Below are 26820 nucleotides of genomic sequence, written 5' to 3' on the forward strand. Positions count from 1 at the left end.
AGTCACGATGAAGCCAAGCCTGAGGCTGCTCGGAGCGCTGTTCGTGGCCATGGCCCTGGTCTGCGCCGCGACCCTCGTGACCGCCTTCGTGCGCATCTCCGCCGCCGACGACAAGGCCACCCAGCTCAGCGGCGACCTGGAGCGGACCCGCACGCAGCTGCGGACCTTCCGCGAAGAGGCGGATGCCACCAGCGGCAAGAACCAGCACGATCTCCGCGCGGTCCGCGAGCAGACCCTCGACATCGACCCAACGGCCCTGCAACGCAGCCTGGCCTTCGTCGCCGACTCGTCGGTCACGCTCCCCGTCAGCACCTGCACCAACTTCGACACCAACTGCCAGAACAATCAGACTGTCTCGCTCCGGCTGAGCCGGTGCGGATCGCAGCCCTGCGTGTACGCATCGAAGTGGCACGACAGCACCCAAAGTCTCTCGCTCGGCAGTGACACCTGGACCGGACAGGGAACGGTGCCGTCCGGCAAGGTCCTATGTAGCGGCGTCAACGTCAGCGGCGTTACTTGGAAGTTCACGGCCCGGGTCACCGCCGCCCAGTACAGCATCGCCGGCGGCTGGAAACCGGGGAAGGTCGAAGCCGTCTTCAGCATCGACATTCCCGCCACCACATGCAGCACCGGCATGGTCGTGTGGAAGGGGTCGGCGGCGCTGAAATAGGCGAGCGGTCCGTCAGAGTTCCCCGTGAGCCTTGATGCGGCGCTGATCGTGAACGCGTCCACGGTGCGGTTGCGGACAGATACGGCCGACGTGTCGGCGCCGCACGGTGGGGTGAGGGCGGGGCTGGCCAACGCCCTGCAGGACGTGCGCCGCGGCCGGGCGCGGGCCGCGCACCAGCGCTCGCGCGACCTGCCCGCGCAGGGTGGTGGACGGCTGTCGCTGCGGCGCGCCGGCACACTGCTCGCCGAGTCATTTCTGCCGCCGCCCGTCGCTGACACCCTCGCGGATCTGGTCCGGCGCGCCGGCGCCGGCACCCTCGACGTGCGGCTCGCCGTCGACGCGCCCGGGTTCGCGGCGCTGCCGTGGGAAGCGCTGCCCGACCCGGTGTCGGGCCGGCCGCTGGCGCTGCACCCGCTCGTGACCGTGTACCGCCTGGGCGGGGCGGACCGTGGCGAAGCGCTGCCGGGTCCGCTGAGGATCGTCGTGGCGGTGGCGGCGCCGGAGCACGGCGGCGGGGCGCTGCTCAACTACGAGGACGAACTGCGCAGCGTGCTCGCCGCGGTCCGCGGGGCCCGGCGTGGCAGGGCGCGGGTGGACGTCGTGGAGTTCGCGACGACGGCCGCGATCCGCGAGGCGCTCGACGTGCCGGGCGGCGTCCACGTGCTGCACATCTCCGCCCACGGTGCGCCCGGTGTGCTGTACCTGGAGGACGAGCACGGCGCGGCCCGCCCCGTCACCGCCGACGTCTTCCTGGAGGAGGCGGTGCCACCGGGCCGCATGCCGCCGGTGCTCGCGCTGGCGGCCTGCTACTCCGATGTGGACGGTGAGGGCCAGGGCCCGTCGTACGCGGCGCGGCTCGCGCAACGGGGTGCCCGGGCCGTGGTAGGCACGCAGACCAGTGTCACCGACCGGTACGCGACGCTGCTGTTCTCGGCCGTGTACGCCGGGCTGACCCGCAGCCTGGACCTGGTACGGGCGGTCGGTGACGCACGCCGGTCGGTGCAGCGCACGCTGGAGCAGTCACACGACGGTCTCGCGGCGTACGACGAGTGGGGCGTCGTCACGCTGCTGTGCGCACAGCCGGACCTGTCCGTTGTCGACGGCGCCGTCGAGGTGCCGGCGCCGCCGGTGCGGGTGCCACGGCTCGGCGGGCTGGGCGCGCGGCGGTCGTTCGTGGGACGGCGACACCAGTTGCGGGTGCTGCCGCAGGTGCTCACCGGCGACCGGTGGGCGGGCCTGGTGCTCAGCGGCATCGGCGGCATCGGCAAGACCGCCTTGGCCGCCGAGCTGGTCGTGTCGCTGGGCACCGGCTGGTTGCTGGCAACGGTCGTCGGACCCGCGACAGTGGACGGAGTGCTCGGCGCGGTCGCCGCGGCGGTGCGGGTGCAACTGCTGCGTGCCCAGTCGGTGGACCCGCGCGTGGCACACGCGGCCCGGGTCGCCGATCACGTGGCGAAGCCGTGGCAGGACAGGTTGCGGCTGCTGCGCGAGGACGTGTTCGACACGCTGCCGGTGTTGCTGGTGCTCGACAACTTCGAGGACAACCTGGACATCGGCGACGACGGCACCGGCACGGTCACCGACCCGGGCCTGGCCGCGTTGATGGCTGAGCTGGCCGACGACCCGGGGCGATGCCGGCTGCTCGTCACGTCCCGGCTCCCGGTGCGGCTGCCCGACGGTGCGGAGGACCGGCTGCGCCGCGAGACCGTGCCGCCGCTGAGCTTCGCCGAGACCGAGAAGCTCATCTGGTCGCTGCCGAACCTCGACCGCCACGGCGACCCGGAATCCGTCTGGCGCACGGTCGGCGGGCACCCGAGATCCCTGGAATACCTGGACGCGCTGCTCGGCGACGGCGAGGGCCGCACCAGCGAGATCACCCGCCGCCTGGCGCGCGCGGCCGCCCCACCCGCCGCCGGGGACGGCGACGCCGCACTTGCCACGGTGGTCGCCGTGGCCGCGGAGGAGATCCTGCTCGGCGAGCACCTGGCCCGGTTGTCGCGGGTGCCCGGGGCGGTCGACCTGTTGGTGGGTCTGAGCGTCCACCGTTCGCCGGTCGACCTGTACGGCGTGGCACACGCGGTGGGCCACCCCGACCCGGATGCGGCGGTGACACCGCACAAGCACGCGCTGCGGCTGCTGCTGGACCGGTTGAACGCGACGGTGGCCGACCTGAACGACGTGCTGGGTGACCCCGAGAACCCCGCACTTGCCAAGGCCGAGCTGATGGAGGTCGTCGAGGCGTGCGGCGGGCTGCCGCGCCCCGCGCTGCGCCCACCGCCCGAAATGGGCGATGCGCTGACCGCACTGATCCACAGTGGACTCGTCGACGGCGACGACCTGATGCGCGAGTTCTTCGTGCACCGCTCGACCGCCACCGGCCTACTGTCCTTCACCGAGGTGACCGAGGCGCACCGGCGGGCCGCGGCCTTCCGGCGCTGGCGGGTGCGGTGCTGGCCGCAGCCCGCGGCAGGTGACGCCCACGACCTGGCCGAGGCCCGGCACCACCTGCTTTCCGCGGGTGAGGTGGCGCAGGCGGTCGAGGTGACGGGCGAGCTGTGCGCGACCCTGGAGGCGATGGGCGCGTGGGACGTGGAGGCGGGCGTCATCCACGACACGCTGCGGCTGTTGCCTGCCGGCGACCCGGCCCGCGGCCGCTTCGAAGGACAGCTGGGCATCATCGCGTACCGCCGCGGTGACGTCGCGGAGTCCGAACGCCTCATCCGCCTGGCCCCGGACCAGGCGGCCACCGCCTTCCAGCTGGGCCGCGTGGCTCAGGACCGCGGCGACTACGACGAGGCCGAGCGGCTGTACCGGTCGGCCGGGGACACCGCCCTGGTGAACCACCAACTGGCGATGCTGACCTACCTGCGGGGCGAGCCTGCCGAGGCGACGGCCGCGTTCGAGCGCAACATGGGCCGGTTCCCGGCGGACGAGGCGACGATCGCGGCATCCCACCACCAACTGGGCCTGCTGGCGCGGCTGCGTGGTGACTTCACGACGGCGCAGGCGCGGTACACCTCGGCCTTGGCGATGGCCGAGGCGCTGGGTGACCGCCAGGCGGTCGGCCGGGAGTTGCACCAGCTCGCAGAACTGGCCCAGCAGCGGGGCGACCTGCGGGCGGCCGCCCGGCAGTATCACCAGGCCCTGGACATCGCGGAGGAGCTCGGCGACGCGGCAGCGGTCACCGCGATCTGGCACCAGCTGGGGCTGCTGGCCGAGGCGGAGGGTGACCTGACCGAGGCGGAACGCCTGTACCGCCTGGCACTCGCGGACGCCGAACGCCTCGGCAACCGGCGTGACGCGGCCGTCGGGCACCACCAGCTCGGCAACGTCGCCCAACGCCGCGGCCACCTCGACGACGCGGAGACGCACCACATGCAGGCGTTGGAGCTGTACCAACAGCTCGCCGACCGCCCGGGCCAGGCGGCGACCTGGCACCAGCTGGGCATGCTGGCGTCCCAACGGGGCGACGCCACCCGCGCGGAGGAGCTGACCCGCAAGGGCATCGCCATGAACGCAGCGCTCGGCAACCCGGTGGACGAGGCGACCGGCTGGAGCCAGTTGGGCAACCTGGCCACCGCCCGCGCCGACCGGGATGCGGCGATCGCACACCACGAACGGGCCTTGGCATTGAGGCGGCACGCGGGCGCGCCGACCGCCTACGACGAGACCCGCCTGCGGGCGCTACGAGAGCAAGGGCAGCACCGGGAGGCTGCGGTCCTGCCGGATCAGGCGTGAGCGCTCCTCGAGGAATGCGGATCGGATGCTGTTGATGGCGGTCTGAGGTCGTACCGTTCGTTGTATGAGGCTCAGGCCGTATGCCGAAGAGGACCGCTGGCTGACCATGGAGCTCGAAGGCGATCCCGACGTCATGCAGCACCTGGGTGGTGCCGCGCCGGACGGGCGGGCCGACCGGGTGCACGAGCAGCGCCTCAGCAGCGGCGCCATGGACTGGTATCGCACCATCTTGGACGGCCCCGGCGATTCGCCTGCGGGCGTGGTGGCCGTGTTTCACAGCACCTGGGACGGCCGGAAGATAGCCGAGCTGGGAATCATGCTGCGGCCCGGGCTCGGGCAGCGGCACGGGCTCGGCGCCGGCGCGGTGCGGCTCATCATCGCCGAGGTGCGGGCCTCGAACCTGGTGCGGGAGATCCACGCGTTCATCGGGACCGGGAACAGAGCCGCGGCGGCGGTGGCGCGGCGGACCGGGTTCGTCAACACCGGTCCGTGTGATGTGGACTATGAAGGCGTCCCGATGCAGTCGGAGCATTGGCTCCTGGACCTGACCGAGACGACATCAAGGCCCGGAACTGTCACAGCACCGGGTCCTGGACCGGGCTGAGCACCGAGAAGCTGGCCTCCAGCCAGGTGAGGACGTCGGCGTACGGCAGCGGCCGGGTGAACAGATAGCCCTGGCCGTAGCCGCAGCCGAGGTCGGCCAGCAGGTCGCGATGGGCGGCGACTTCGATGCCTTCGGCAACCACGTCGAGGTCCAGCGTGTGCGCCAGCTGGACGATGCCGCTGACCAGGTCGTACTGCCGGCGTGAGGCCCCGATCGTGTCGACGAACGACTTGTCGAGCTTGAGCGCGTCAACAGGGACGCGGTGCAGGTAGGACAGCGACGAGTAGCCGGTGCCGAAGTCGTCGATGGAGATCCGCACGCCGGCGGCACGCAAGGCGGCCAGGTCGGCGTGGATGTGCTCGTCGTCGCCGAGCAACAGGCTCTCGGTGATCTCCACCGTGAGGGCGTTGGCGGGTAGCCGGGCCTGCGCCAGCTCGGTAAGGACACGCTGGACGAAGCCGGGTGAGCGGAACTGACGGACGGAGACGTTGACGCTCATCGTCTGGTCCTGCTGCGGGTACAGCTCGCGGAACTTGACTGCGGCGGCGATGGCGTTGCGCATCACCCAGTCCCCGAGCGGGACGATCAGGCCGCATTCCTCGGCGATCTCGATGAACTCCAGCGGTGGCACCAGGCCCAGCGACGGGTGCTGCCAACGCACCAGGGCTTCGCAGCCGTGCGGCCGGCCGCTTCGAAGGTCGACAATCGGCTGGTAGTGCAGGACGAACGCGTCGTCGGCGAGTGCCTGGTCGAGGTCAGCGCGCAACCGCATCCGGCGCATGGTGTCCGCGTGCATGGCGGACTCATAGCGGCGCCAGCGCTCGCCGGTACCCTTCGCGCTGTCCAGGGCAACGTCGGCCTCGCCGAGCAGTTGGGCAACGTCGGCCACGTCGGCGCCGAGCGCGATGCCGATACTCGGTTGGGCGCTGACCACGCTGCCGCCGACGACGAACGGTGGACGAAATTCGTCAACGATCCGCTGGGCGAGCTCCTCGATCCCAGCGACGTCCGCGGGGGCGATGAGCACGCCGAACTCGTCGGCGCCGAGCCGGGTCACGGTGGTCGGCCGCGGGCAGACGTCGACGAGGCGGCGGGCAAACGCCTGCAACAGCTCGTCGCCGACGTCCTGCCCCATGGTGTCGTTGACGGTCCGGAACCCGTCGATGTCGACGAGCAGCACGGCAACGGGATCGTCGCCGGCCAGGGCAATCTGGACGTGGTCCTGGAACCGCAGGCGATTGCCGAGGCCGGTGAGCGGGTCGAGGTACGCCCGGTCGAGCAGCTCACGTTCGAGGCGGCGACGTTCTGTGACGTCGTGCAGCGTCAGCACCCGCCCCGCTACGGTCGGTTCCGCGGTGAGGTCGCGCACGGTCACCTCGACCTCGGCGGTGCTGCCGTCCGGCCGGGAGATGATGTGCAGGCGTCCGGCGACGGCAGTCGGGTCGGCGAAGTCCGCCTGGTCATCGACGGTGGCCGGCCGGAGCAGCTCCGTGACAGGACGGCCGTTGATGATGGCGCCGAGCAGTGGCCGGGCCGACGGGCTGGCATACGTGACGCGGTCATCCTCGCCGACGATGAGGATCACGTCAGCGGCGTTCAGCACCAGGGTTCTGAAGTATGCCTCGCTGTCCCGCCGAGTGATCTCCCGGTTCAACACGATGTGGTCGATCATGCTGGCCGCCTGTCCGGCGAGGACGCGCCCTGACTCCTGCAGCGTGATCAGGGCACGCTCGTGGGCTGCCACCCACAGCTCGCCGAGGCGGACACCGCCGATCGACAGCGGACAGTGCAGCGCCAGCTCGAAGCCGTCCAGCTCGCGGGCCAGGCCGGCGTGACCGCCGGTCAACTGGGCAACGTACCGCATGCTCATCGATGCGTCCCGGTCTTCGGCAGCGGGCACGGCGCCCGGCGGGTGAACGACGAGGACGGTGCGGTGGGCGGTCCCGCTGCGCAGCAGGGCGCTGACCGCCCGCTTGACGACCCGTTCGACGGCGACCACATCGGTTGCCGACAGCAGCGCCTCGCAGGCCCGGCGCAGCTCCCGCTCGCGGGTCAGGGCGTGTCCGACGCTCCGGGCCGCGAGCCAGACCCGGCTCAGCGACAGTGCGACGAGTGCGGCCGAGCCGACGGAGATGACGAGGCCGTTGTGGACCGGCCCGGACAGCGCCTCGGCGAACAGGATGCCGGGCGCAACGAGCGAGGCGATGCCAAGTGCTGCCCGTCGGGGCTTGAGTTCGGTGGTGCCGATCACTCGTGGTTCCGTGAGCTGCACCATCGACGGGTGGAGCGCGGCGAGACCACCGGTGGCGAAGAAGAGGATCCAGCCGAGATCGACGAAACTGCCGAGGCCCCAATCGCCGTTGAGGCGACGCAGGCTGAAGACGACGTCGGAGACCAGCAGCACCGCTCCGGAGGTCAGCAGCAGCGCCACGCTCCAGCTGCGCCGCGCCGACAGTGCCATCCGCACCATGATCGAGAGCAGGAGCACGTCGCAGAGCGGATAGGCGATGGAGACGGCCTTCTGGGCGGCGTTCAGGCCGGGGTCGCCCAGGTAGGGGTCAATCAGGTACACCCAGGCGAGGAGACCAGCGCCGGCGGTGAAGATGAGCGAGTCGATGACGGTCACCCAGTCGCGGTTCACCGCGCCGGATCGGCTCAGCCGCAGCAAGCCGAGCAGCAGCAGCGGGAACGTGGCACCGAGCGACACTGCGTCGACGATCGAGGGGTACGCTGTGGACTGCAGCACGTCGGTCTGCACGACCGCGGTTGCCGTGCCGATCGCGAGCATGAGCGAGCCGGCAGCCCACAGCAACCAGGACAGACGGTGGCGGGGCCGGTGCCGGACGACGCCGAACATCATGGCGGCGAGAGTGCTCAGCACCAGCCCGGCAAAGCACAGCAGACCGGCCGCGGGCAGCAGGACGTAACCGACGGCGAGAGTCAGCGCACACAGCGCATATGCCCAAGTCACCCGCCTTGTCACGCCCGCTCCTTCGTCGCCCCGAGCTACTGTCTCCGCTGATCGCCAAGCGGGCAAGTACCGCCGCCCGCTTACTCATCGGCGCAGGACATCGCCGGGTGAAGGTTCCGGTTGATCTGGCAAGGTGCCGATATGGACTTTGTCTGGCTTGAGGTGACCACGCTGGCCGAACGGCCGGACCGACTGCCGCTGACCGCGCAGTTCGACGACCCGACAGTCGCCCAGTTCCTGTATCAGGATCCGGTCTCCGCCGCGCTGTTCCCCGAGCTGGTGGCGCAGCACCCGCAGTACACGCTGCTCGCCGTCGAGCGCGACACCGGCCGCGCCGCGGCGATGCTGTGCACCCTGCCGTTCACCGCCGGCGAGGCCCTGCCACCCGGCGGCTACGACGCGGTGCTGCTGGCCGCAGCCGCCGACACGCTCGCCGGACGGGCCGGGCCGGACGTGTCGGCGCTGTTCGCCACGGTACGTCCCGATCTCCGTGGCCGCGGCGTGTCCGCGCACCTGCTGGCGCTGGCCCGACGCAACACCGCGCGGCTCGGGCACACCGCGCTGCACGCGCCGGTCCGACCGACGCACAAGCATCTCCAGCCGTTGGTACCGCTGGAGGCCTACCTCACCCGGCGCCGCCCGGACGGCTCCGCCGAGGACCCCTGGCTGCGGGTGCACGAGCGGGCCGGCGGCCGCTTCGTCGCCGTGGCGCCGCACTCGATGACGATCACCGCGAGCCTGGACCGGTGGCGCGAGTGGACCGGACAACCGTTCGACGCGCCGGGGCCGGTCGTGGTCGACGGTGGCCTGGGGCCGGTGCTCTGCGATCCCGAGCGGGGCATTGCCACGTACATCGAGGCGAACGCCTGGTACCGGCACGACCTGTAGTGCCGGGATCCTGCGTACCGATCCGGTCGGACGGGTGGGTGGAGGCAGGCGCGGGATCAGAACCAGTGCAGGCAGTGCGGGTGCCGGTCGGCGTGGAAGAGGATGTCGGCGAGGGTGGCCGCGTCCGAGCGGTGGGCGCGGACATGTCCGGCACGGACGAGCGTGCTGGGCGCAGTGCCGCCGAGGTAGATCGAGCCGAGGTCGCTCACGTCCAGGGAGAGGTCGGGGTCCCGATCCGTAGGAACGCAGTCGGCCTTGCCGTCCCGGACGGTCAGCAGGTAGCGGTGGTGCTCGCCAAGGAACGGGTCGTCGACGTCGAGGACGAGTTCGCCGTCCGTGCACCAGCCGCGTGCGGTCAACGCCTGCGGTACGTCCAGCAGCCGCACCCAGAGCCAGTCGGAATCGCTGCTCACCTGGGCGGCACGGAAATCCGCCAGCTGCCAGCGCAGCGGGTGCCCGGGCGGGAAGTGCTTGAACGCGACCTGCGTGACGAGGTCGTGGCCGAGCAGGAATCCGATCAGGGCGGTGGAGACGGCGTCGTCGGTGGCGATGGTCTCGTCGACCGTCAACGTGCCGTCGCTGAGCGAGTAGCTGGCGTACCCGTCCGGGACGCCGTCGGCGTCGCGATGGACGGCGACGTAGCGCGGCGCCTGAGCGATCGGGGGTTGCCCCGCGCCGAGGGTCCACCAGCGGTGCGGCCGGGACAATGCGCCAGGCTGTGCACGGCGGTACCGGTCATAGACCGCTTCAAGGATCTCGCCGCACTCGGCACGCCGCATCACCTCGACCGAGCTGCTGTTCGAGCTGGTCCCCGAGTCGACCGCCGTGGCGTCTGCCCGTCCGTGCGCCCGCGGTGCAGCGAGGGCGCCCTGGTGGCGTGCCACCGTGATCCGTCCCGTGTAGGTCGCCGGTCCGTAGCCGAACCTGCGGTAGATCGGGGCTTCGGAGGCCAGCAGGACGGCGAGGAACTCCCCGCGTGCCCGCAGCTCGGTGAGCTGGTGCCGCATCATCGCGGTGAGCACGCCCTGGCGTCGGTGCGAGGGCAGGACGCCGACGACGCTGACACCAGCGGCCGGAGCGAGGATCTGGCCGGGCAGGGTGAGTTCGAACGAGTACGCGGCGGCGGTCCCGACGGGCCGCCCGTCCGCGGTCACGGCCAGCAGCCCGCGGTCCATCTCCAACGCCGACCACCAGACGCCGCCGCCATCCTCGTTCGGGGTATCCGGGTGGATCCCGAACGCAGCATGCATTGTGTTGACGAACACGTCGACGTCCTGGTCGGTCGTGGGACGGATTTCCATTGCTGCTGCTGCCTCCACTTGGATTCGGGCACCACGACTGGTGGTGTCCGGCCCACAATGCAGGGCTGACCCTTGGCCGGGTCAAGTGAATTTCGCAGGGCTCGGGGAGCCGGCCGGGCGTCAGCCGACGACGACCTGGTTCCGGCCGCCCTGCTTCGCCCGGTAGAGCGCCGCGTCGGCCCGGGCGAGCGCGTCCTCGACGATGCTGTCGGTGGCCTGCAACTGTGTGGCGCCGACGCTGACCGTGACCTCGAGCTGGCCGGTCCGGGTCGGGATCGGCGTGTCCGTGACGGTGCGCCGGAGCCGCTCGGCGAGGTGCGCCGCGTCGGCCGCGGTCGTCCCCGGCAGCAGCAGCACGAACTCCTCGCCGCCGTAGCGGCCCAGCAGGTCGTCGTGGCGCAGCACGCCGTGCAGGCGCGTGGCGACCCCCTTGATGACATCGTCGCCGACGGCGTGGCCGTGGGCGTCGTTGACCCGCTTGAAGTGATCGATGTCCACCATGATCGCCGCGGTCGGCTCGTCGCCGCGGACGGCCGCGGTGAACCGCGCCGCGCTCAGCTCGAAGAACGTCCGCCGGTTGTGCAGGCCGGTCAGTGGGTCGGTGCTGGCCAGCCGCTGCACCTGGCGGTACAGCACCGCGTTGTCGTAGGCGACCATGCCCTGCTCGGCGAGGGCGTTCGCGACGCGGAGCTGCCCGTCGTCGTACCGGTCGGCGGCGGAGACCAGCAGCAGCAGGCCGACCCGCCGTTCCCGGCTGGTCAACGGGATCGCCAGCCAGGCCCGCGCCGCCGGCAGCAGGGCGACGACCGGCGCGTCGGGGCCGTCCACCACACCGAAGCGGGGTGAGTCGATCGTGTCCAGCAGGCCGGCCAACGCAGGTGGGGTGACGGCGGTCGCGTCCTGGCCGTCGGTACTGCGCAATGAGCCGTCGTCGTGCAGGATCGCGCCGAGGTCCGCACCGATCGCCCGGACCAGGGTGGCGAGCAGCCGGACCGTCACCGTGTCAGGGTCGAGCGTCTTGCTGACCTCGGCCATCGAGGTTCGCATAACGTCTGCCAGGTCGCTGCGGCGCTCGGCCGCGCGGACGGTCACCTCCAGCTGAGCCGCCTGCGCGGTCACCATCGACGCGGCGATCTGGTTGGTGATCGTGGTGAGGATGTCGACGTCGTCGGCGGTGAACACCCCCTTCGCCACCCGGCTGTCCAGGTAGACGGCGCCGAGCAGCTCACCCTGCAACTGCAGCGGCGCCACCATGACGCTGCGCAGCTTGTGCGCGACGACGCTCTGCGAACCGAGTGCCACTCCCTGCTCGCCGCTGGTGATGACGACCGCCTCGCCGCTCTGCCGCACCTGCTCGACGAAGGTCGAGCCGTAGCCGGTGAGCTCGTCGAGGTCGGTACGGTGTGCGCTGCGGCCCAGGCTGGGAACGAGCTGGCCGGTGTCGGTGCCGGTGTCGGGCACGAAGAGGATCGCGCGCTCCGCGGCGAAGATGCCGATCGTCTCGTCGAGCGCGACCCGGGCGACCTGGTCCGGGTCGAGGACGGTCGCCGCGGCGACGCTGATCTGCTGCAGCGCCGCCAACCGCCGCTCGGTCATCCCGACGAGCGGGCCGTTGGACCGGCCGATCCGGGTGGTCCGGTTGACCTGGCCGGAGCTGCCGGCCTCGACGAAGCGGAACTCGGCTCGCAGGTCGCGGGCGTGCTGCTCCAGGCCGTGCCGCACGGCCAGGCGCAGCGCCTGCTCGGCCTGCCGGTCGCCCTCGGCCCGGTGGCCCAGCAGGTGCATGGTGCGTGCCCGGATGGTGGCGACCTCGCAGCCGAGCAGCGGCAGGTCGAGCGGCTGGCCGAGCAGGTCGGCACGGGCGAGCCGGCGCAGGGCGCCCTGCCCATCGCCGGTGAGCCGCAGATACTCCGCGTGGGCGGCGTGGCAGTAGGCGCGCAGGGCCGGCCCGCTGGCGGCCCGGTTGAGTGCCCGCAACGCCTGCCGGGCCGCCGCCATGCGGTGTGGTCGCTGCTCCGGCGTCGCCGCCCGCAGCGCCGCCAGTTGACCGCGCGCCAGGTCCAGCCACAGCTGGCGTTGGGTGACCCACACCTGCCGCGGGGTCAGCCTGCACCGCCGGACCTCGTCGGCGACGGCCTGGAAGTCCGTGCCGGGGCCGGTGAGCCGCACGGCGGCGTGTGCGGCCGCCAGGAGCATGTTGATGCGTTGCGACGGGTCGTCGCGCGCCGCCGCGACACAGGCGCGCAGCTCCGCGAGCCGCTCCTCGGTCAGGTCGTGCTGTCCGGCGCAGGCCGCGACCAGGACGCCGAGCGTCGCGACCGGGTTGCCGGGCATCGCCACAGCCGAGTCCATCCGGGCCCTTGCCCGTTCGTACCAGGTCGCCGCCTCTGCGGCGTACCCCCGGAACATCAGGATCGCGCCGAGGCAGGCCACGGCGAACTGATACTGGCCGAGGTCCAGCCAACGGCCGTGCTCCTGCATCACCGTGCGGAGCGCCGCGCCGGAGGTCGCTCCGATCTGGTGGACCCCGTCGACGGTCATGGCCTCGGTCCACGCCACGTGTGCGATGAGCCCCGGGTCGCCGGTGGTCCGCGCCACCGCGTCCGCCCGGTCGAAGCAGCGCCGGGCCAGCCGGCGCGGACCGCCGTAGCTGGCGAACATCCCATAGCCGGCCTGCAGCCGGACGTACTCCGGCCCGGGACCGAGCCGGTTCACCGCGTACGACGAGCGGAAGTGCAGGCAGAGGAAGAGCAGCTTCCTCATGCCCACGCCCGCGGAGATCGCGCCGGTGCTGAGCAGCGCCGCCTGGGTCTGGAAGCGGTCCCGATCCGCCCCTGTGGCCGCGGCCGCCGGATCTCGTCGCAGGCGGCGCCCGGCCACGAGCCCCGCCAGCAGCAGCCAGATCGTGGACACGATCAGCAGCAGCGGGTTGGTGGGCAGGCGGTGTCCCGCTTCGGCCAGGGCTCGCCGGACGGTGCTGACCGCATCCGCCGCCGCGAAGTCATGCTGTTGCGCCTCGGCGACGAGGCCGAGCAATTCGGCCCGGCGGACCGGGTCGGGCTCACCCGCGCACGCCGCCTCCAGGCTCAGCCGTGCCGCGCCGAGCCGGCCGACCCGCAGCTGGGCCAGGCCGACCGTCCGGTGATACGTACTGTCGAGCGGGAAGCCACCACGCCGGGCCGCGTCACCGGCAAGGTCGAGATAGTCCAGGGCCCGGCCGGGCGCCTGCTCATGCATCGCCGTGCGGGCGGCGGCGAGGCACGCCCGATACATCTGCTCCGGCCGCTCGTCGCGCTCGCCGTCGGCGTAATGCGCTGCGATCAGGTACGCCTGCGCCGGCCCGGCCGGCTCCCCGTGATCGAGCGCCACCGCGACGCGCTGGTGCAGTGCACGGATCGTCGCCGGACGCTCATCGGCGAGGATCGCCTCGCAGACCCGCACGTGCAGGAAGGCGTAGGCGCCGACCCGCGGCGGCGCCGGGCCGCTCGTGCCGGTGTCGCGCTCCAGGATGCCCAGGGCGAGCGCCTCCTCGACCGCGGTCACCGCCTCGGCCACGCCGACCCCGCAGACCTCGGCGAGCAACTCGGCGCGGAACGGCCCGCCCACCACGGCGGCGGCGACCAGAAGCCGGCGGCTCGCCCCGGGCAGCGTCTCGACCCGGGCGACGATCAGGTCCAGCACGTCGGCGGGCAACGCAAGCCGGTCGAGGGCCCGTTCGTCGAGCAGCCAGCTACCCCAGTACGGCCGGATGACGCACGCGTCGAGCATCGCGCGCAGGTACTCCAGGACGGCGAACGGGTTGCCGTCGCTGCGCACGGTCAACTGCCTGCCGAGCTGCGCGTCCACGGCGGCACCGCCGAGCTGGCCGGAGGCGAGCTCGGCGACCTGCGGCTCGTCCAAGGGCCCCAGCCGGATCCGGAGCTCGGGTGCGGCGCCGCCGCTGAACGCCGCCGCGAGCAGCCCGGCGCCGTCGACGCCGTCGGCACCGTCGACGCCGTCCGACTCGGACAGCTCCGCGGTGAGCACCAGCAGCGGCGTGGTCCGCAGAGCCGGTGCCAGCTCACGCAGCAGCCGCGCGGTGCCGGTGTCGAGCCATTGCGCGTTGTCCACGTGCAGCAGCAGGCCACCCTCGCCGCGCGCGAGGTCGCCCAGGAAGGCGGTGACCGCCGTCCCCAGCTGTTCCTGACGGTCCTCGTCGTTGAGCGCCGGGGCCCGCAGCACCTCGGCCAGCGCCGGGCAGAGCAGCTGCAGGATGGACGCACCCGCTCCCGCCGCCGTCCGCAGCCGCTGGACGGCCTCGTCACGGTCGCCGGTCGAGAGCCGGTCCAGGTCGCGGACATGACGGTCCAGTGCGGCCCGGACCGGCGCCAGTGGCGCCGCCCCCGCGACACACACGAGGTCGAGCACCGGATGACCGGCGGCGCGGATCCGGTCGGTCAACTCGCCGGCGAGCCGGCTCTTCCCGCTGCCCGACCGGCCGGTCAGCCGGACCACCCCACCGTGGCCCTGCCGTGCCTGCTTCCACCGCGACTCCAGCCGCGCCAGCTCCGCCTGCCGGCCGACGAGTGGCCGGCGGGCCGAACGGGCCGGCACCCCGGCATCCAACGGCGACGCGGACAACGCGCGCAGATCCTGGGCGAGGCTCTCCCCGTCCTGGTAGCGGTCGTCGGGGTCCTTCGCCAGCAGCCGGGCGACCACGGCGGCCAGCTCGACCGGTACCCCCGAACGCAGCGTCGACACGTCCGGCGGGACCGCGACTGCGTGCAGCCGGATCAGCTCCCCGAGGTCGTCGGCGTCGAACGGGCGGGTGCCGGTGAGACACTCGAAGAGCACCACACCCAGGGAATACAGGTCAGCGCGGCCGTCGACGGTGCGACTGAGCATGCCGGTCTGCTCCGGCGCGGAGTACGCGAACGTGCCGGCGGTCTCGTCCTGCGCAGCGCGCTGGCTGTGCACCGCGAGCCCGAAGTCGACCAGCTTCGGTTGATCACCGGCGACCACCATGATGTTCTGCGGTTTGACATCGCGGTGCACGACCCCGACCCGGTGCGCCGCGGCGAGCGCGCCGGCCAGGTCGACGGCGAGCCGGATGGCCCGCGCCACCGGCAGCGGACCGGCGTCCAGGATCTCCGTCAGCGAGCGCCCCTCCAGCAACTCCATGACCAGGTAGGGCATGCCGTCGACGGCACCCACCTCGTAGACCCGCCCGACGCAGGGATCATCCACGCAGGCCAGCAGGCCGGCCTCACGACGGATCGCCGCAGCCGCGTCCTCCTGCCCGGGAAGGTCACTGCGCAGCATCTTGAGGGCATAGTCACCGCCGTCGCGCCGGGCACGGAAGACGATCGCGTGGGCGCCTCGACCGATCTCATCGAGGATCTCCAGCCCGTCGACGGCCGCCGCTCGGGTCGAGCTGCCGGCCATCGCCACCTCCGTGCCCCCGCCGCCGGTGTACGGCGCCACCTCGCGTGCCCTGGTGCCGTTCTGTCCTGTCGGCAGTCCTCAGCCCGATCTGAGCCGAAACGCCTCGCGCCGGCGAAGCTCCCTCGTCCGGGCGGGTGGCGGCGATGCAGGAGGGGGTGTGCGGGCCGCCGGTTCCTGCCCGCGGACGAGCCCGCAACACCTCCACTTCGACTGCACCCGTATCGGGCGCACCTCCGGCAGCCACAGCCGCACACCGTGCACCACGAACACCGGCAGCACCGAGCGGACCGGGGCGCCGAGGCGGACCCGCCCGATCAGGCGGCGAGCGCCACCGGCACCGGCTGCAGGTCGAGCCGCACGGCCGCGCCCGGCGTCAGCTCGGCCAGCCGGGCGCTGGAGACCTGCGCGGTGACCAGCACGTCGCCCGGCATGGCGACGGTGACCCGGCTCGTGGGTCCGAGGAAGCTCGCCGCGAGGATCCGGCCGGTGCCCTCCGCATCGGCGACCACGTCGACGGACTCGGGGCGCACGAGCGCGGTCACCGGCGCGGACCGGTCGGCCGGCGCAGCGGCCGGATCGATCAGCGGCAGCGCGACGCCGAGCACCTCGACGGTGCCGGCGGAGAGGCGGCCCGGCAGGCGGTTGCTCAACCCGACGAAGTTGGCCACGAAGGCGGACGCGGGTCGCTGGTACACCTCGGCCGGCGGGGCCAGTTGCTCCAGCCGGCCGTCGCGCATGACGCCGACCCGGTCACCGAGCGCCAGCGCCTCCTCCTGGTCGTGGGTGACGAACAGCGTCGTGGTGCCGACCTCGATCTGGATGCGGCGGATCTCGTCGCGGAGCTGGACGCGCACCTTCGCGTCGAGCGCTGACAGCGGCTCGTCGAGCAGCAGCACCTGCGGGCGGATCGCCAGGGCGCGGGCCAGCGCCACGCGCTGCTGCTGGCCGCCGGACAGCTGATGCGGATACCGGTCGGCGTGGGTACTGATGCCGACCAGCTCCAGCATCTCGGCGGCGGTGCGGCGGCGCTCGGCGGCCGGTCGGCCGCGCAGCTGCAGGCCGAACTCGACGTTCTGCAGCGCGGTCAGGTGCGGGAAGAGGCTGTACGCCTGGAAGACCATGCCCATGTCCCGCCGGTTGGCCGGCAGCATCGTGATGTCCTTGCCGCCGACCAGCACCGAGCCGGAGTCCGCGTCCTCCAGCCCGGCCAGCACCCGCAGCGCGGTGGTCTTGCCGCAGCCCGACGGTCCGAGCAGCGCGATCAGTTCGCCCGGCACGAGGTCGAGGTCGAGTCCGTCGAGCGCCTGCACGCCGCCGAACCGCCGGCGCAGTCCGACCAGCCGCACCGCGACGCTCCGCTCCCCGCTCACGACGTCGCCACTGGGGCGGCGGGCTCACTGCTGGTACTCACGGTCGGCTCCTTTGAACGGTTGCGTCGCCGGCCTCTGACGGCGCCGGCGAATGACAGCAGGAACAGCAGCACGAAGGCCAGGATCAGCGCGGCGAGGGAGACCGCGACCGACATGGTCGCGCTGCTCTTGCCGAGCAGTTCGATCGCGACCTGCAGGTTGGTGCGGCTGAGCAGGGACGCGAGAGTGAACTCGCCGAGCACCAGCGCGACGGACAGGAACGCGGCGGACAGCACCGCGGACTGGATGTTGGGCAGCACCACCCGCCAGATCACGGTGGCCCAGCCCGCGCCGAGGGAACGGGCCGCCTCAGCGAGCGTGCGCACGTCGATCGCCGACAGCCCGGCGTCGATGGCCCGGTAGGCGTACGGGAGCACGAGGACGGTGTAGGCGAAGGTCAGCGTCAGCGACGAGCCGCCCAGGAAGTACGTCACCCAGGCGTACACCGGTGCCAGCCCGACGACCAGCACGATCGCCGGGATGGTCAGCGGCAGCAGGCACAGGAACTCGATCGTGCGGCGCAGCCGGGGCAGTCGCAGGCGCACCCAGATCACGGTGGGGACCAGGAGCACCAGCATCAGCACCGTGGTCAGCAGGGCGAGGCCGAATGAGGTCGTGATGCCGGCCGACAGGTCGGGGTAGGTCTCGCTCAGGCGCGGCCAGTCGACGAGCAGCCGCCACGTGTCGAACGACACCTTGCCTCCGGCGCCGCGGGTGGTGAACTCCAGCATGGCCAGCAGCGGCAGCGCGAAGAACAGCCCGAGCAGCCCGACGACGACCCATCGGAAGAGCCGCTGCCGCCGGGCGCGACGGCGGCGCAGGCCGCCGCGCCGGGCCGGAGCGTCCACCCGGGTCAGCCCAGCCATCGCGAGGTCCTCCGTTGCAGCAGCGCGTAGAGCCACATCACGATCGCGACGACCACGATCATGCCCAGGGCCATCGCCTTGCCGAGGTTGGCCCGTCCGAGGACCACCTCGCTGGTGATCGTCCCTCGGATCTGCAGCGGCACGATGGGGTTGCCCTGGCTGACCAGCGCCGCCGCGGTGGCGTACGCCGAGAACGCGTTGGCGAACAGCAGCAGGGTCGAGCCGAGGAACGCCGGTGCCAGCAGCGGCACCGCCACCCGGCGCCAGTACTGCCACGTCGAGCCGCCCAGGCTCTCGGTGGCCTCACGCCACTGTGGACGGATGCCGTCCAGGGCCGGCAGGAACACGATGACCATGAGCGGGATCTGGAAGTAGGTGTACACGAGGATCAGGCCGGGCAGCTCGAACAGCCAGACGCCGCCGGCGTAGATGTCGGCGCCGAGATGGTCGCGCAGGAACACCGTGACGAAGCCGCTGAGCCCGATCGTGGCGATGAAGGCGAAGGCGAGGGTGACCCCGCCGAACTGCGCCAGCACCCCGGCGGCCGAGGTGACCACGCGGCGCAGCAGCCCGCCCGGCTTCGCCGTGACGAGCGCGTAGGCGAGCAGCGCGCCGAGCACCGCACCGAGCAGGGCGGTGGCGGCCGACAGCACGATGCTGCGCACGAACGCGTCGACGATGTACCCGTCGGTCAGCGCTGCCAGGTTGTCCAGCGTCGGGCGGTTGTCGTCACCGGCGAACGCACCGATCGCCACGACGAGGGTGGGGATCGCGAGGAACACGGCGACGAACGCGAGGAACGGCACGACGCCGAACAGATCCAGGCCGCGGCGCAGGCCTCGCCGGCCGCGGGCTCGGACCCCGGGCGCAGGCGCCGCGGGGTCCGAGCGTTGTTGGACGGTGCTCATGCCGACGGTCAGCTGACCGTCTTGGCCCAGTTGGCGGCCAGGTAGTCCTTGGCCTTCTGGGTCTGCGCATCGGTGAGGAACACCGGGGAACCGGTGACGGGCGGCAGCGCCGCGTACGCCGACTTGTCCAGCGTTCCTGCCTTGTCCATCGCGTCGGCGCGCACGGGGCGCGCGCCGCCCTTCAGCCAGAGGTTCTGGCCGGCGTCGGAGTACAGGAACTCCTGCCACAGCCGGGCCGCGGCCGGGTGCGGCGCGTCCTTGCTGATGGCCTGCACGTAGTACGAGCCCACCACGGCGTTGGCCGGCACGACCGTCTTCCAGTCGAGCTTGCCCTTGAGCTTCGTGCCCTGCGCGACGTTGAGGTAGTCCCAGTCGATGACGACCGGGGTCTGACCGGACTCGATCGTGGCCGGCGTCGGGTCGACGGGCAGGAAGTTGCCCGCCTTCTTGAGCTGGCCGAAGAAGTCGACGCCCTTGGCGATGTCGTCGGCGGAGCCGCCGTTGCCCAGGGCCGTCATGGCGACACCGCTGAAGGCGGCGCCGGCCTGCGTCGGGTCGCCGTTGAGTGCGACCTTGCCCTTGAACTCCGGCTTGAGCAGGTCGGCGACCGAGGCCGGCGCGGGCACCTTGCCCGCGTCGTAGCCGATCGACATGTAGCCGCCGTAGTCGTTGATCCAGGCGCCGCCGGCCTCCTTGAGCGCGTCGGGCACCTCGGCCCAGGTGGCGACCTTGTACGGGGCGAACATCGCCACGTTCGCCAGCGCCACGGCGCCACCGAGGTCGAACACGTCCGGCGCGTTGCCCTGGCCCTTCAGCCGGGTCGCGGCGTTGATCTCATCCTGGCTGGAGGCGTCCGGCTGCGCGGAGTTGACCTTGAGGCCGTACTTTGCCTCGAACGCCTTGATGATCTCGCCGTAGTTGGCCCAGTCCGGCGGCAGCGCGATGACGTTGAGCTGGCCTTCCTTCTTCGCGGCCGCGACGAGCTGGTCCATTCCGCCCAGGTCGGCGGCGCTGGCCGCCGTCGCCGCGTTGCTCGACGACGCCGGGCTCTCCTTCTCCGGCGGCGAACACGCAGCGACGGAGATGGCCAGGAGCGAGGTCGCCACGAGTGCGCCCGCGCGGGCAAATCGGGTGTGCATAGAAGCCTCCTTCAAGCGGCCGGGCATGGAGCCGCCCGGCCGGACGTGATCATTGCCCATCCGGGCGGGACAATCGGTAACCATCGGATGGCCTGTGGATGACGATCATGATTGCGGCCTGTCCGTGACCCTGTGCTGGTAGAACTCGACCTCGGCGGGCGTGAGCGGGGTGTTACCGAGGATGAGGTCGGCGCTCTTCTCGGCGAGCATCATCACCGGTGCGTAGATGTTGCCGTTGGTGACGTACGGCATGACCGAGGCGTCGACCACGCGCAGGCCGTCGACGCCGTGCACCCTCAGGCTCGACGGGTCGACGACCGCCGACTCGTCGGTGCCCATCCGGCACGAGCACGACGGGTGCAGCGCCGTCTCCGCCTCCCGGCCGACCCAGTCCAGGATCTGCTCGTCGGTCTGCACGCCGGGGCCGGGCGACAGCTCTCCCCCGTCGTACCTGCGCAGCGCCGGCTGTCCGAGGATGTGCCGCGACACGCGGATCGCCTCGACCCATTCCCGCCGGTCCTTCTCGGTGGACAGATAGTTGAAGCGCAGCGCCGGCGGCACCCGCGGATCGGTGCTCGTGATCTTGACCGAGCCCACGGCGTCGGAGTACATCGGGCCGACGTGCACCTGGTAGCCGTGGCCGCCGGCCGGGGCGGAGCCGTCGTAGCGCACCGCCAGCGGCAGGAAATGGAACATGAGGTTCGGGTAGGCGACCTCCTCGTTGCCACGGACGAACCCGCCGCCCTCGAAGTGGTTCGTGGCGCCGGGGCCCGCACGCAGGAACAGCCAGCGGAAGCCGATCCACGGGTAGCGCCACCGTTGCAGGTTCGGCTGCATCGAGACGGGAGAAGTGCAGGCGTGCTGGATGTAGACCTCCAGGTGGTCCTGGAGGTTCTCGCCGACGCCCGGCACGTGCGCGACCGCGTCGATGCCCAGCGCGGCCAGCTCCGCGGCGTTGCCGACGCCGGACAGCTGCAGCAGCTGCGGGGAGTTGATGGCGCCGCCGCAGAGGATGACCTCGCCGGCGCGGACCTGCCGGACCGTGCCGCCGCGGCGGTACTCGACGCCGACGGCGCGGGTGCCCTCGAACAGCACCCGCGTCACGAACGCCCGCGTCCGCACCCGCAGGTTCGGCCGGCGCATCACCGGGTGCAGGTAGGCGCGCGCCGCCGAGAGCCGCCGTCCACGGTGGACGTTGCGGTCGAACGGCGCGAACCCTTCCTGCCGGTAGCCGTTGACGTCGTCGGTGAGCGGATAGCCGGCCTCCTGCGCGGCGGCGAAGAAGGCCTGGAACAGCGGGTTGCCGGCCGGTCCGCGCTCCAGCACCAGCGGGCCGTCGTGGCCCCGGAACGCGTCGTCCGGCTCGGCGGCCAGGCACGTCTCGAGCCGCCGGAAGTAGGGCAGGCAGTGCGCGTAGTCCCAGGCGGCCATGCCCGGGGCGGCGGCCCACCGCGCGTAGTCCAGCGGGTTGCCGCGCTGGAAGATCATGCCGTTGATGCTGCTCGATCCGCCGAGTACCTTGCCGCGGGCGTGGTAGATCCGGCGCCCGTGCAGCCGCGGCTCCGGCTCCGAGGAGTACCGCCAGTCGTAGAACCGGCTGCCGATCGGGAACGTCAGCGCCGCCGGCATGTGGACGAACACGTCCCACGGGTAGTCGGACCGGCCGGCCTCCAGGACCAGCACCCGGTGCGCGGGGTCGGCGGAGAGCCGGTTGGCCAGCACGCTGCCGGCCGATCCGCCGCCCACGATGACGAAGTCGACGTCGGTCATCGCGCGTCCGGCTTCGTGCTGACCTTCGTCGTGATCCAGGCGTGGAAGTCGCCGATGTGATGCTCGTTGGGGACCAGCACGCCGCCCCGCGCGTACATGCGGGAGCTCATCGCCGGCTGGCACCGCTCGCATGCCTCGAAGTCCTGCAGGTTGACGCGGTGGAACAGCTCGACGGAGCGCTCGATGTCCTTGCCGGACCCCACCACGTCGGGCAGGTACAGCCAGTCGCATTCCACGATCGTGTGGTCGGCGGCCAGCGGGAACATCCGGTGCAGGATCACGTGGTCGGGCACCAGGTTGAGGAACACCTGCGGCCGGATGGTGGCCGCGTAGTAGCGGCGGTCCTGCTCCGGCGCGATGCCCGGGATACGGTCCAGCCCGGGCGAGCCGTCGACCGTGAACCCCTCGATGTCGGCGCCGAACTGCGCGCCGTGCCCGACGAAGTACTGCGCCGCGTAGCCGTCGGCGAACTCGGGGAGCACCTCGACCAGTTCCGGGTGGATGGTCGCGCAGTGGTAGCACTCCATGAAGTTCTCGACGATGAGCTTCCAGTTCGCCTTGACGTCGTAGACGATCCGGCGGCCGAGGGCCAGCTGCTCGATGCCGTACCGCTCGATGGCGGCCGGGTCGCCGAGGCGCTCGGTCACCGCGCCGATGACCTGCTCCTCGAACGACGGTGGCGCGTCGGCGAGGCACAGCCACACGTATCCGAGCCATTCACGGACGTGGACCGGCACCAGGCCGTAGGCGTCGCGGTCGATGTCGGTCATCTTCGTCAGGTTCGGGGCCGCGATCAGCCGGCCGCCGAGGTCGTAGGTCCACGCATGGTAGTAGCACCGGAACGCCCGCTGCACCGTGCCGCTCGGCTCCGTGCACAGCCGGGCGCCACGGTGCCGGCAGACGTTGAAGTACGCCCGCACGGACTGGTCGCGGGCCCGGGTGACCAGGATGCTCTCGCGACCGACCTGGACGGTCCGGAACGCACCCGGCGCGGCCACCTCGTCGGATCTGGCCGCGCAGAACCATATCGCCTCGAAGATGCGCTCCTGCTCCTGGGCGAACACCTGCGGGTCGGTGTACGCGTTGCCCGGCAGCGTGGCGATGAGACTGGGTGGCAGGCTGAGGGTCACGGCGCCTCCAAGGGGAGTGGGGCAGCGAGCCGGCGTCGCCAACGGGAGAAGGCCGGCGTGCGGTTCATGCCGAGGACGGCGACCGGGCGTCCTGCGCGCCGGTACACCGCCAGGAAGCTGCGGCCGGCCACGTCGCCGTCCTCGATGCTGATGTCGTCGCCGACGAGCGCGTGCCCGGCGAACTGGATGCGGGCGCCGTACTGGTCGGACCAGAAGTACGCGGGCGCCGGGGCGGGTGGTGCCGCGCCGAGCAGCGTTGCCGCGGCCGTCCTGGCCCGCTCGCGCGCCGAGGTCCAGTGTTCGATGCGGTGGTGGACGCCCAGGTCCGGGTCGTACCAGCTGGCGCAGTCGCCGACCGCCACGATGCCGGGCGCGCCGGTCGCGCCGTGTGCGTCGCAGCGCACGCCTCCCTCGACGGTCAGGCCGGAGCCGGCCAGCCAGTCGACCGCCGGGCGGCTGCCGACGCCGACGACCACCACGTCGGCGAGTAGGTGCCGGCCGTCGCGCAGGCCCACACCCTCGACGCGCCCGGCGTCGCCGACGGTGACGCGGTCCACGCCGGCGCCGCAGATCAGCGTCGTCCCGTGCTCGGCGTGCAGGGCCGCGACCGCCGCGCCCATCGCGACGCCGAGCGGGCCGGCGAGGGGGGTCGGCAGCGCCTCCACCACGGTGACGTCCACGCCCATCGCGTGGGCGGTCGAGGCGACCTCGGCGCCGATGAAGCCGGCACCGACGATGACGAGGCGGCGCGCCGAGGCCAGGTCGGCGCGCAATGCCCGGGCGTCCTCCAGGGTCCGCAGCGTGTGCACGCCCGGCGGCCGCCCGGTCCGGGTGTGGCCCGGTAGTTCGCGCGCGACGGCGCCGGTCGCCAGGACGATGCCGTCGGCGCGCAGCGTGGCGCCGTCGTCGAGGCGGACGGTGCGCGACGCCGGGTCGAGTCCGGTCGCGGCCCGCCCGAGCAGCCAGCGCGCCGAAAGGTCCTCGCCGCCGGCCTCCAGGGTCAGGTCCTGCTCGGTGTACTGCCCGGCCAGGAACTCCTTGGACAGCGGCGGCCGGTCGTAGGGGCGGTGCGCCTCGGCGCCGGCGAGCACGAGCTCGCCGTCGAAGCCGTGCGCACGCAGGGCGCGGGCGGTGCTCAGGCCCGCCAGGGAGGCGCCGACGATGACGATGCGCTTCATGGCGCGCTCACCGACGGTGTCACGTAGACGGTGCCCTCGACGACGTCGACCCGGTGGGTGCGCACCGGCCGTTTCGCCGGCGGCGCGTCGACCTGGCCGGTGCGCAGGTCGAACCGCGAGGCGTGCAGCGGGCACTCGACCTCGCACCCCTCCAGCCAGCCGTCGGCGAGGGACGCGTCCTGGTGGGTGCACGTGTCGTCGATCGCGTACACGTCGCCGTCCTCCGTGCGGAACACCGCGATCGGCGGGTCGACGTCGAGCCGCCGGGCCTCGCCGGGCGCCAGCGCTGCGAGGGCGCACACCGCGATCATGCCGGTACCCCCGCCGCCGTCACGTATTCGACCATCGCGTCGAGCAGCCAGCGGGCCAGGTAGTCGGCGAACGAGGCGCGCACGAACACGTGGTAGCGGTCCGGTCCGGGCCGGTGCAGCACGATCTGTGCCTTGGCCAGGTTGGTCTGCGCGCACGCGCCGACGACGAACGCTCCCGGGTGCAGGTCCAGTGAGCAGCCGTGGGCGAGCACGTCGCGCGCCCGCGGTCCGGCGAGTTGCAGCACCGTACGCGCTGCGGAAACATCCACGACGGAGCTGTGTTCGTCGCGCGGCAACGGTTCCAGCGGCTCGCCGGGGTCACCGACCAGCAGGTGCCAGTCCGGGCCGAGCCGCAGCAGGGTGCCAGACCCGGCGAGAACGGCGCCGCGCACCTCGAACTGTTGCAGGAATGCGAGTTCCGTCAGGTGCACCGTCGCCGCGCTACCGGTCGCGGCCAGTTCGCCCGCGAGATGCGCGAGCGGGCTGCGGCGCGGATGGAGTCCACTGTGGACGTCAGCCGTCACGGCGTGCGCCCTCCTTGTCGTAGAACACCGGCTCGACCACGACGACCGGATGGGCCTGCCCGTCCGACACCGCGAACAGGGTCTCGCCGCGCCGGTCGAGCCCGCCGGCGAGCAGGCCGAGCGCGAACGACCGGCCCAGCGCGGCGCTGCGGTAGCTGGAGGTAACGTGCCCGAGCATCGCCGCCGGTATCGGTGGCGGTATGCCCGCCACCAGTTGTGCGCCCTCGGCGATGACGGTGTCCGGGTCGGCCGGGAGCAGCCCGACGAGCTGCTTGCGGCCGGCGCGGGCGGTGTCGGCGCGCTGGAACGAACGCTCGCCGATGAAGTGCTTCGCCTTCGACACCGCCCAGCCGAGGCCCGCGTCGGCCGGGGTGACGGTGCCGTCGGTGTCCTGCCCGACGATGATGAACCCCTTCTCAGCGCGCAGGACGTGCATCGCCTCGGTGCCGTACGGGGTGATGCCGTGCGGCGCGCCGGCCGCGTGCACCGCCTCCCACAGCGCGAGGCCGTGCCACGCCGGCACGTTGATCTCGTAGCTGAGCTCGCCGGTGAAGCTGATCCGGAAGATCCTCGCCGGGAGGCCACCGTCCGCGGTCCGCAGCGTCGCTTCCCGCACCGTCATGAACGGGAACGCCTCGGCCGAGACGTCGAGGTCGGGTGCGAGGACCCGCACGACGTCGCGTGCGCGCGGCCCGACGACCGCCACCGCCGCCCACTGGTCGGTGACCGAGGTGGGGTGCACGCGCAGGTCCGGCCACTCGGTCTGCAACCACTCGTCGAGCCAGTCGAGCACCGCGGCCGCGTTGCCGGTGGTGGTGGTCAGGTGGTACCGGTCCGCGGTGAGCCGGGCGGTCACCCCGTCGTCGAAGATCATCCCGTCCGGCCGGCACATCACGCCGTACCGGCAGTGGCCGACGGCGAGCGAGGAGAACGTGTTGGTGTAGATCCGATCCAGCAGTACTCCGACGTCGGGGCCCTGCAGGTCGATCTTCCCGAGCGTGCTGACGTCCATCATCGCCACGCCCTCGCGGGCGGCGCGGCACTCGCGCAGCACCGCGGCGTCGAGGTCCTCGCCGGGCCGCGGGTAACTCCAGGGGCGCTTCCATTGCCCGACGTCCTCGAAGACCGCACCGTTGGCCTCGTGCCAGTCGTGGATGGGGGTACGGCGCACCGGGTCGAGCAGCTGGCCGCGGTCCCGGCCGGCGAGCAGCGCGAACGAGATCGGCGTGGCCGGTGGCCGGTACGTGGTGGTGCCGAGCTCGCCGACCGGCCGGCCAAGGGTCGCGGCCAGCACGCCGGCTCCCGACACGCCCGAGGTCCGGCCCTGGTCGGCGCCGGTGCCGATGGTGGTGTACCGCTTGACGTGCTCGCTGGAGCGCATCCCCGCGCCGACAGCCCGGCGCAGGTCACGCAGGGTCGCGTCGCGGTGCGCGTCGACGAACACCTGGTCCTCCTGCCCGGGTCCCGGCTCGACCAGCCACAGCGTGGCCGGGCCGGTACCTGACGCCACCGGCCTCGCCCGCGGGCGCGGCGTCTCGTGGCCGGCGGCCTCGCCCTCGGCGATCGCCTCGGCGAGGTCGAACGTGCCGTTGGCCGCGCCGACCGGGCGGTGCCCGTCAACGGCCGTGCCGGGCACGAACGCCGCCACGTCGTCGGACCAGGAGGTGCGCCCGCCGGCCTGGCTGTACAGGTGCAGGTTGGGGTTCCAGCCGCCGGACACCGCGAGCAGGTCGCACTCGATCCGCCGCGCCGGGCCGAACGGCGAGCCGTGCGCGTCGATGGGTGCCACGTGTGCGGCGGTGAGCACGCCGCCCGCGTCGCCGTCCGTGCCGGTGACGCCGTGCCCGGTCCAGACCGGCACTCCCCTGCCCCGCAGCGCCTCGATGAGCGGCCCGTGCGCGCCGGCGCGCATTACGGGCGCCAGCACTGTTCGGTGCGCGTGTAGTCGTAGCAGTATTAGCAGGCGAGATGCGGCGCGCGCACGGCGGT

17 protein-coding genes are annotated in these 26820 nt (G+C 72.4%); 4 read left to right on the forward strand and 13 right to left on the reverse strand.

The genetic code is table 11. From position 1 onward, the window contains the following. The first annotated feature begins 7 nt into the window (after positions 1-7). The 3 genes from AB0K00_RS27390 (at position 8) to AB0K00_RS27400 (ending at position 5012) form a co-directional block, all read left to right on the forward strand. The gene (locus tag AB0K00_RS27390; protein WP_363525366.1) at positions 8-670 is read left to right on the forward strand and encodes a hypothetical protein; all 663 of its coding nucleotides are present in this window, start codon (positions 8-10) and stop codon (positions 668-670) included. 24 nt (positions 671-694) lie between these two features. After that, a complete protein-coding gene (locus tag AB0K00_RS27395) occupies positions 695-4408 on the forward strand; it encodes a tetratricopeptide repeat protein (RefSeq protein WP_363525369.1) in 3714 nt (1237 codons plus the stop codon). A 64-nt stretch (positions 4409-4472) separates the two neighbouring features. Further along, complete coding sequence (locus tag AB0K00_RS27400) at positions 4473-5012, forward strand: GNAT family protein (protein WP_363525372.1); 540 nt, start codon at positions 4473-4475, stop codon at positions 5010-5012. On the opposite strand, the gene AB0K00_RS27405 is transcribed toward AB0K00_RS27400, so the two are convergent. After that, positions 4984-7995: a bifunctional diguanylate cyclase/phosphodiesterase gene (locus tag AB0K00_RS27405; RefSeq protein WP_363525375.1), complete on the reverse strand. Its 3012-nt coding sequence runs from the start codon at positions 7993-7995 to the stop codon at positions 4984-4986. The two genes, AB0K00_RS27400 and AB0K00_RS27405, sit on opposite strands and share 29 nt — an antisense overlap. Positions 7996-8124: 129 nt before the next feature. Between AB0K00_RS27405 and AB0K00_RS27410 the strand changes: the two genes are divergently transcribed. Next, positions 8125-8871: an N-acetyltransferase gene (locus AB0K00_RS27410; protein ID WP_363525378.1), complete on the forward strand. Its 747-nt coding sequence runs from the start codon at positions 8125-8127 to the stop codon at positions 8869-8871. 56 nt (positions 8872-8927) lie between these two features. Here the strand turns inward: AB0K00_RS27410 and AB0K00_RS27415 are convergent, their stop codons facing one another. The 12 genes from AB0K00_RS27415 to AB0K00_RS27470 all read right to left on the reverse strand — a co-directional run bounded on the left by AB0K00_RS27415 (position 8928) and on the right by AB0K00_RS27470 (position 26758). Beyond that, the gene (locus AB0K00_RS27415) at positions 8928-10172 is read right to left on the reverse strand and encodes a GNAT family N-acetyltransferase (RefSeq protein WP_363525381.1); all 1245 of its coding nucleotides are present in this window, start codon (positions 10170-10172) and stop codon (positions 8928-8930) included. Positions 10173-10292: 120 nt separating this feature from the next. Further along, positions 10293-15596: a diguanylate cyclase gene (locus AB0K00_RS27420; RefSeq protein ID WP_363525384.1), complete on the reverse strand. Its 5304-nt coding sequence runs from the start codon at positions 15594-15596 to the stop codon at positions 10293-10295. Between the two features lie 314 nt (positions 15597-15910). Further along, positions 15911-16966, reverse strand: a complete 1056-nt coding sequence (locus AB0K00_RS27425) for an ABC transporter ATP-binding protein (protein WP_363525387.1) — start codon at positions 16964-16966, stop codon at positions 15911-15913. Next, positions 16963-17871 (reverse strand): ABC transporter permease subunit, encoded by a 909-nt coding sequence (locus tag AB0K00_RS27430; RefSeq protein ID WP_363525390.1) that lies wholly within the window; start codon positions 17869-17871, stop codon positions 16963-16965. Before AB0K00_RS27430 ends, AB0K00_RS27425 begins: the two co-directional genes overlap by 4 nt. After that, positions 17859-18779: an ABC transporter permease subunit gene (locus tag AB0K00_RS27435; protein ID WP_363525392.1), complete on the reverse strand. Its 921-nt coding sequence runs from the start codon at positions 18777-18779 to the stop codon at positions 17859-17861. Before AB0K00_RS27435 ends, AB0K00_RS27430 begins: the two co-directional genes overlap by 13 nt. Positions 18780-18787: 8 nt before the next feature. Then, complete coding sequence (locus AB0K00_RS27440; RefSeq protein WP_363525395.1) at positions 18788-19918, reverse strand: ABC transporter substrate-binding protein; 1131 nt, start codon at positions 19916-19918, stop codon at positions 18788-18790. 105 nt (positions 19919-20023) lie between these two features. Then, a complete protein-coding gene (gene betA / locus AB0K00_RS27445; RefSeq protein WP_363525398.1) occupies positions 20024-21688 on the reverse strand; it encodes a choline dehydrogenase in 1665 nt (554 codons plus the stop codon). Next, on the reverse strand, positions 21685-22818 hold the full coding sequence (locus tag AB0K00_RS27450; RefSeq protein WP_363525400.1) for an aromatic ring-hydroxylating dioxygenase subunit alpha: 1134 nt from the start codon (positions 22816-22818) through the stop codon (positions 21685-21687). The genes betA and AB0K00_RS27450 overlap by 4 nt, the downstream gene beginning before the upstream one ends. Continuing rightward, on the reverse strand, positions 22815-23996 hold the full coding sequence (locus AB0K00_RS27455; RefSeq protein WP_363525403.1) for an FAD-dependent oxidoreductase: 1182 nt from the start codon (positions 23994-23996) through the stop codon (positions 22815-22817). The genes AB0K00_RS27450 and AB0K00_RS27455 overlap by 4 nt, the downstream gene beginning before the upstream one ends. Beyond that, on the reverse strand, positions 23993-24307 hold the full coding sequence (locus AB0K00_RS27460; RefSeq protein ID WP_363525406.1) for a bifunctional 3-phenylpropionate/cinnamic acid dioxygenase ferredoxin subunit: 315 nt from the start codon (positions 24305-24307) through the stop codon (positions 23993-23995). Before AB0K00_RS27460 ends, AB0K00_RS27455 begins: the two co-directional genes overlap by 4 nt. Next, positions 24304-24831 carry a sarcosine oxidase subunit gamma family protein gene (locus AB0K00_RS27465; RefSeq protein ID WP_363525409.1) on the reverse strand — a complete coding sequence of 176 codons (528 nt, stop codon included), beginning with the start codon at positions 24829-24831 and terminating at the stop codon, positions 24304-24306. The genes AB0K00_RS27460 and AB0K00_RS27465 overlap by 4 nt, the downstream gene beginning before the upstream one ends. Then, entirely contained in the window at positions 24821-26758 is a 1938-nt protein-coding gene (locus AB0K00_RS27470) for a glycine cleavage T C-terminal barrel domain-containing protein (RefSeq protein WP_363525412.1), read from the reverse strand. The genes AB0K00_RS27465 and AB0K00_RS27470 overlap by 11 nt, the downstream gene beginning before the upstream one ends. Positions 26759-26820: the final 62 nt, after the last annotated feature.

It is taken from the genome of Dactylosporangium sp. NPDC049525 (assembly GCF_040676755.1).
Lineage (GTDB): Bacteria > Actinomycetota > Actinomycetes > Mycobacteriales > Micromonosporaceae > Dactylosporangium.

Coding starts and splice junctions, on each gene's coding strand:
- AB0K00_RS27390 (WP_363525366.1), top strand. CDS start 8: ATGAAGCCAAGCCTGAGGCTGCTCGGAGCGCTGTTCGTGGCCATGGCC.
- AB0K00_RS27400 (WP_363525372.1), top strand. CDS start 4,473: ATGAGGCTCAGGCCGTATGCCGAAGAGGACCGCTGGCTGACCATGGAG.
- AB0K00_RS27410 (WP_363525378.1), top strand. CDS start 8,125: ATGGACTTTGTCTGGCTTGAGGTGACCACGCTGGCCGAACGGCCGGAC.
- AB0K00_RS27415 (WP_363525381.1), bottom strand. CDS start 10,172: ATGGAAATCCGTCCCACGACCGACCAGGACGTCGACGTGTTCGTCAAC.
- AB0K00_RS27420 (WP_363525384.1), bottom strand. CDS start 15,596: ATGGCCGGCAGCTCGACCCGAGCGGCGGCCGTCGACGGGCTGGAGATC.
- AB0K00_RS27430 (WP_363525390.1), bottom strand. CDS start 17,871: ATGGCTGGGCTGACCCGGGTGGACGCTCCGGCCCGGCGCGGCGGCCTG.
- AB0K00_RS27435 (WP_363525392.1), bottom strand. CDS start 18,779: ATGAGCACCGTCCAACAACGCTCGGACCCCGCGGCGCCTGCGCCCGGG.
- AB0K00_RS27440 (WP_363525395.1), bottom strand. CDS start 19,918: ATGCACACCCGATTTGCCCGCGCGGGCGCACTCGTGGCGACCTCGCTC.
- betA (WP_363525398.1), bottom strand. CDS start 21,688: ATGACCGACGTCGACTTCGTCATCGTGGGCGGCGGATCGGCCGGCAGC.
- AB0K00_RS27455 (WP_363525403.1), bottom strand. CDS start 23,996: ATGAAGCGCATCGTCATCGTCGGCGCCTCCCTGGCGGGCCTGAGCACC.
- AB0K00_RS27460 (WP_363525406.1), bottom strand. CDS start 24,307: ATGATCGCGGTGTGCGCCCTCGCAGCGCTGGCGCCCGGCGAGGCCCGG.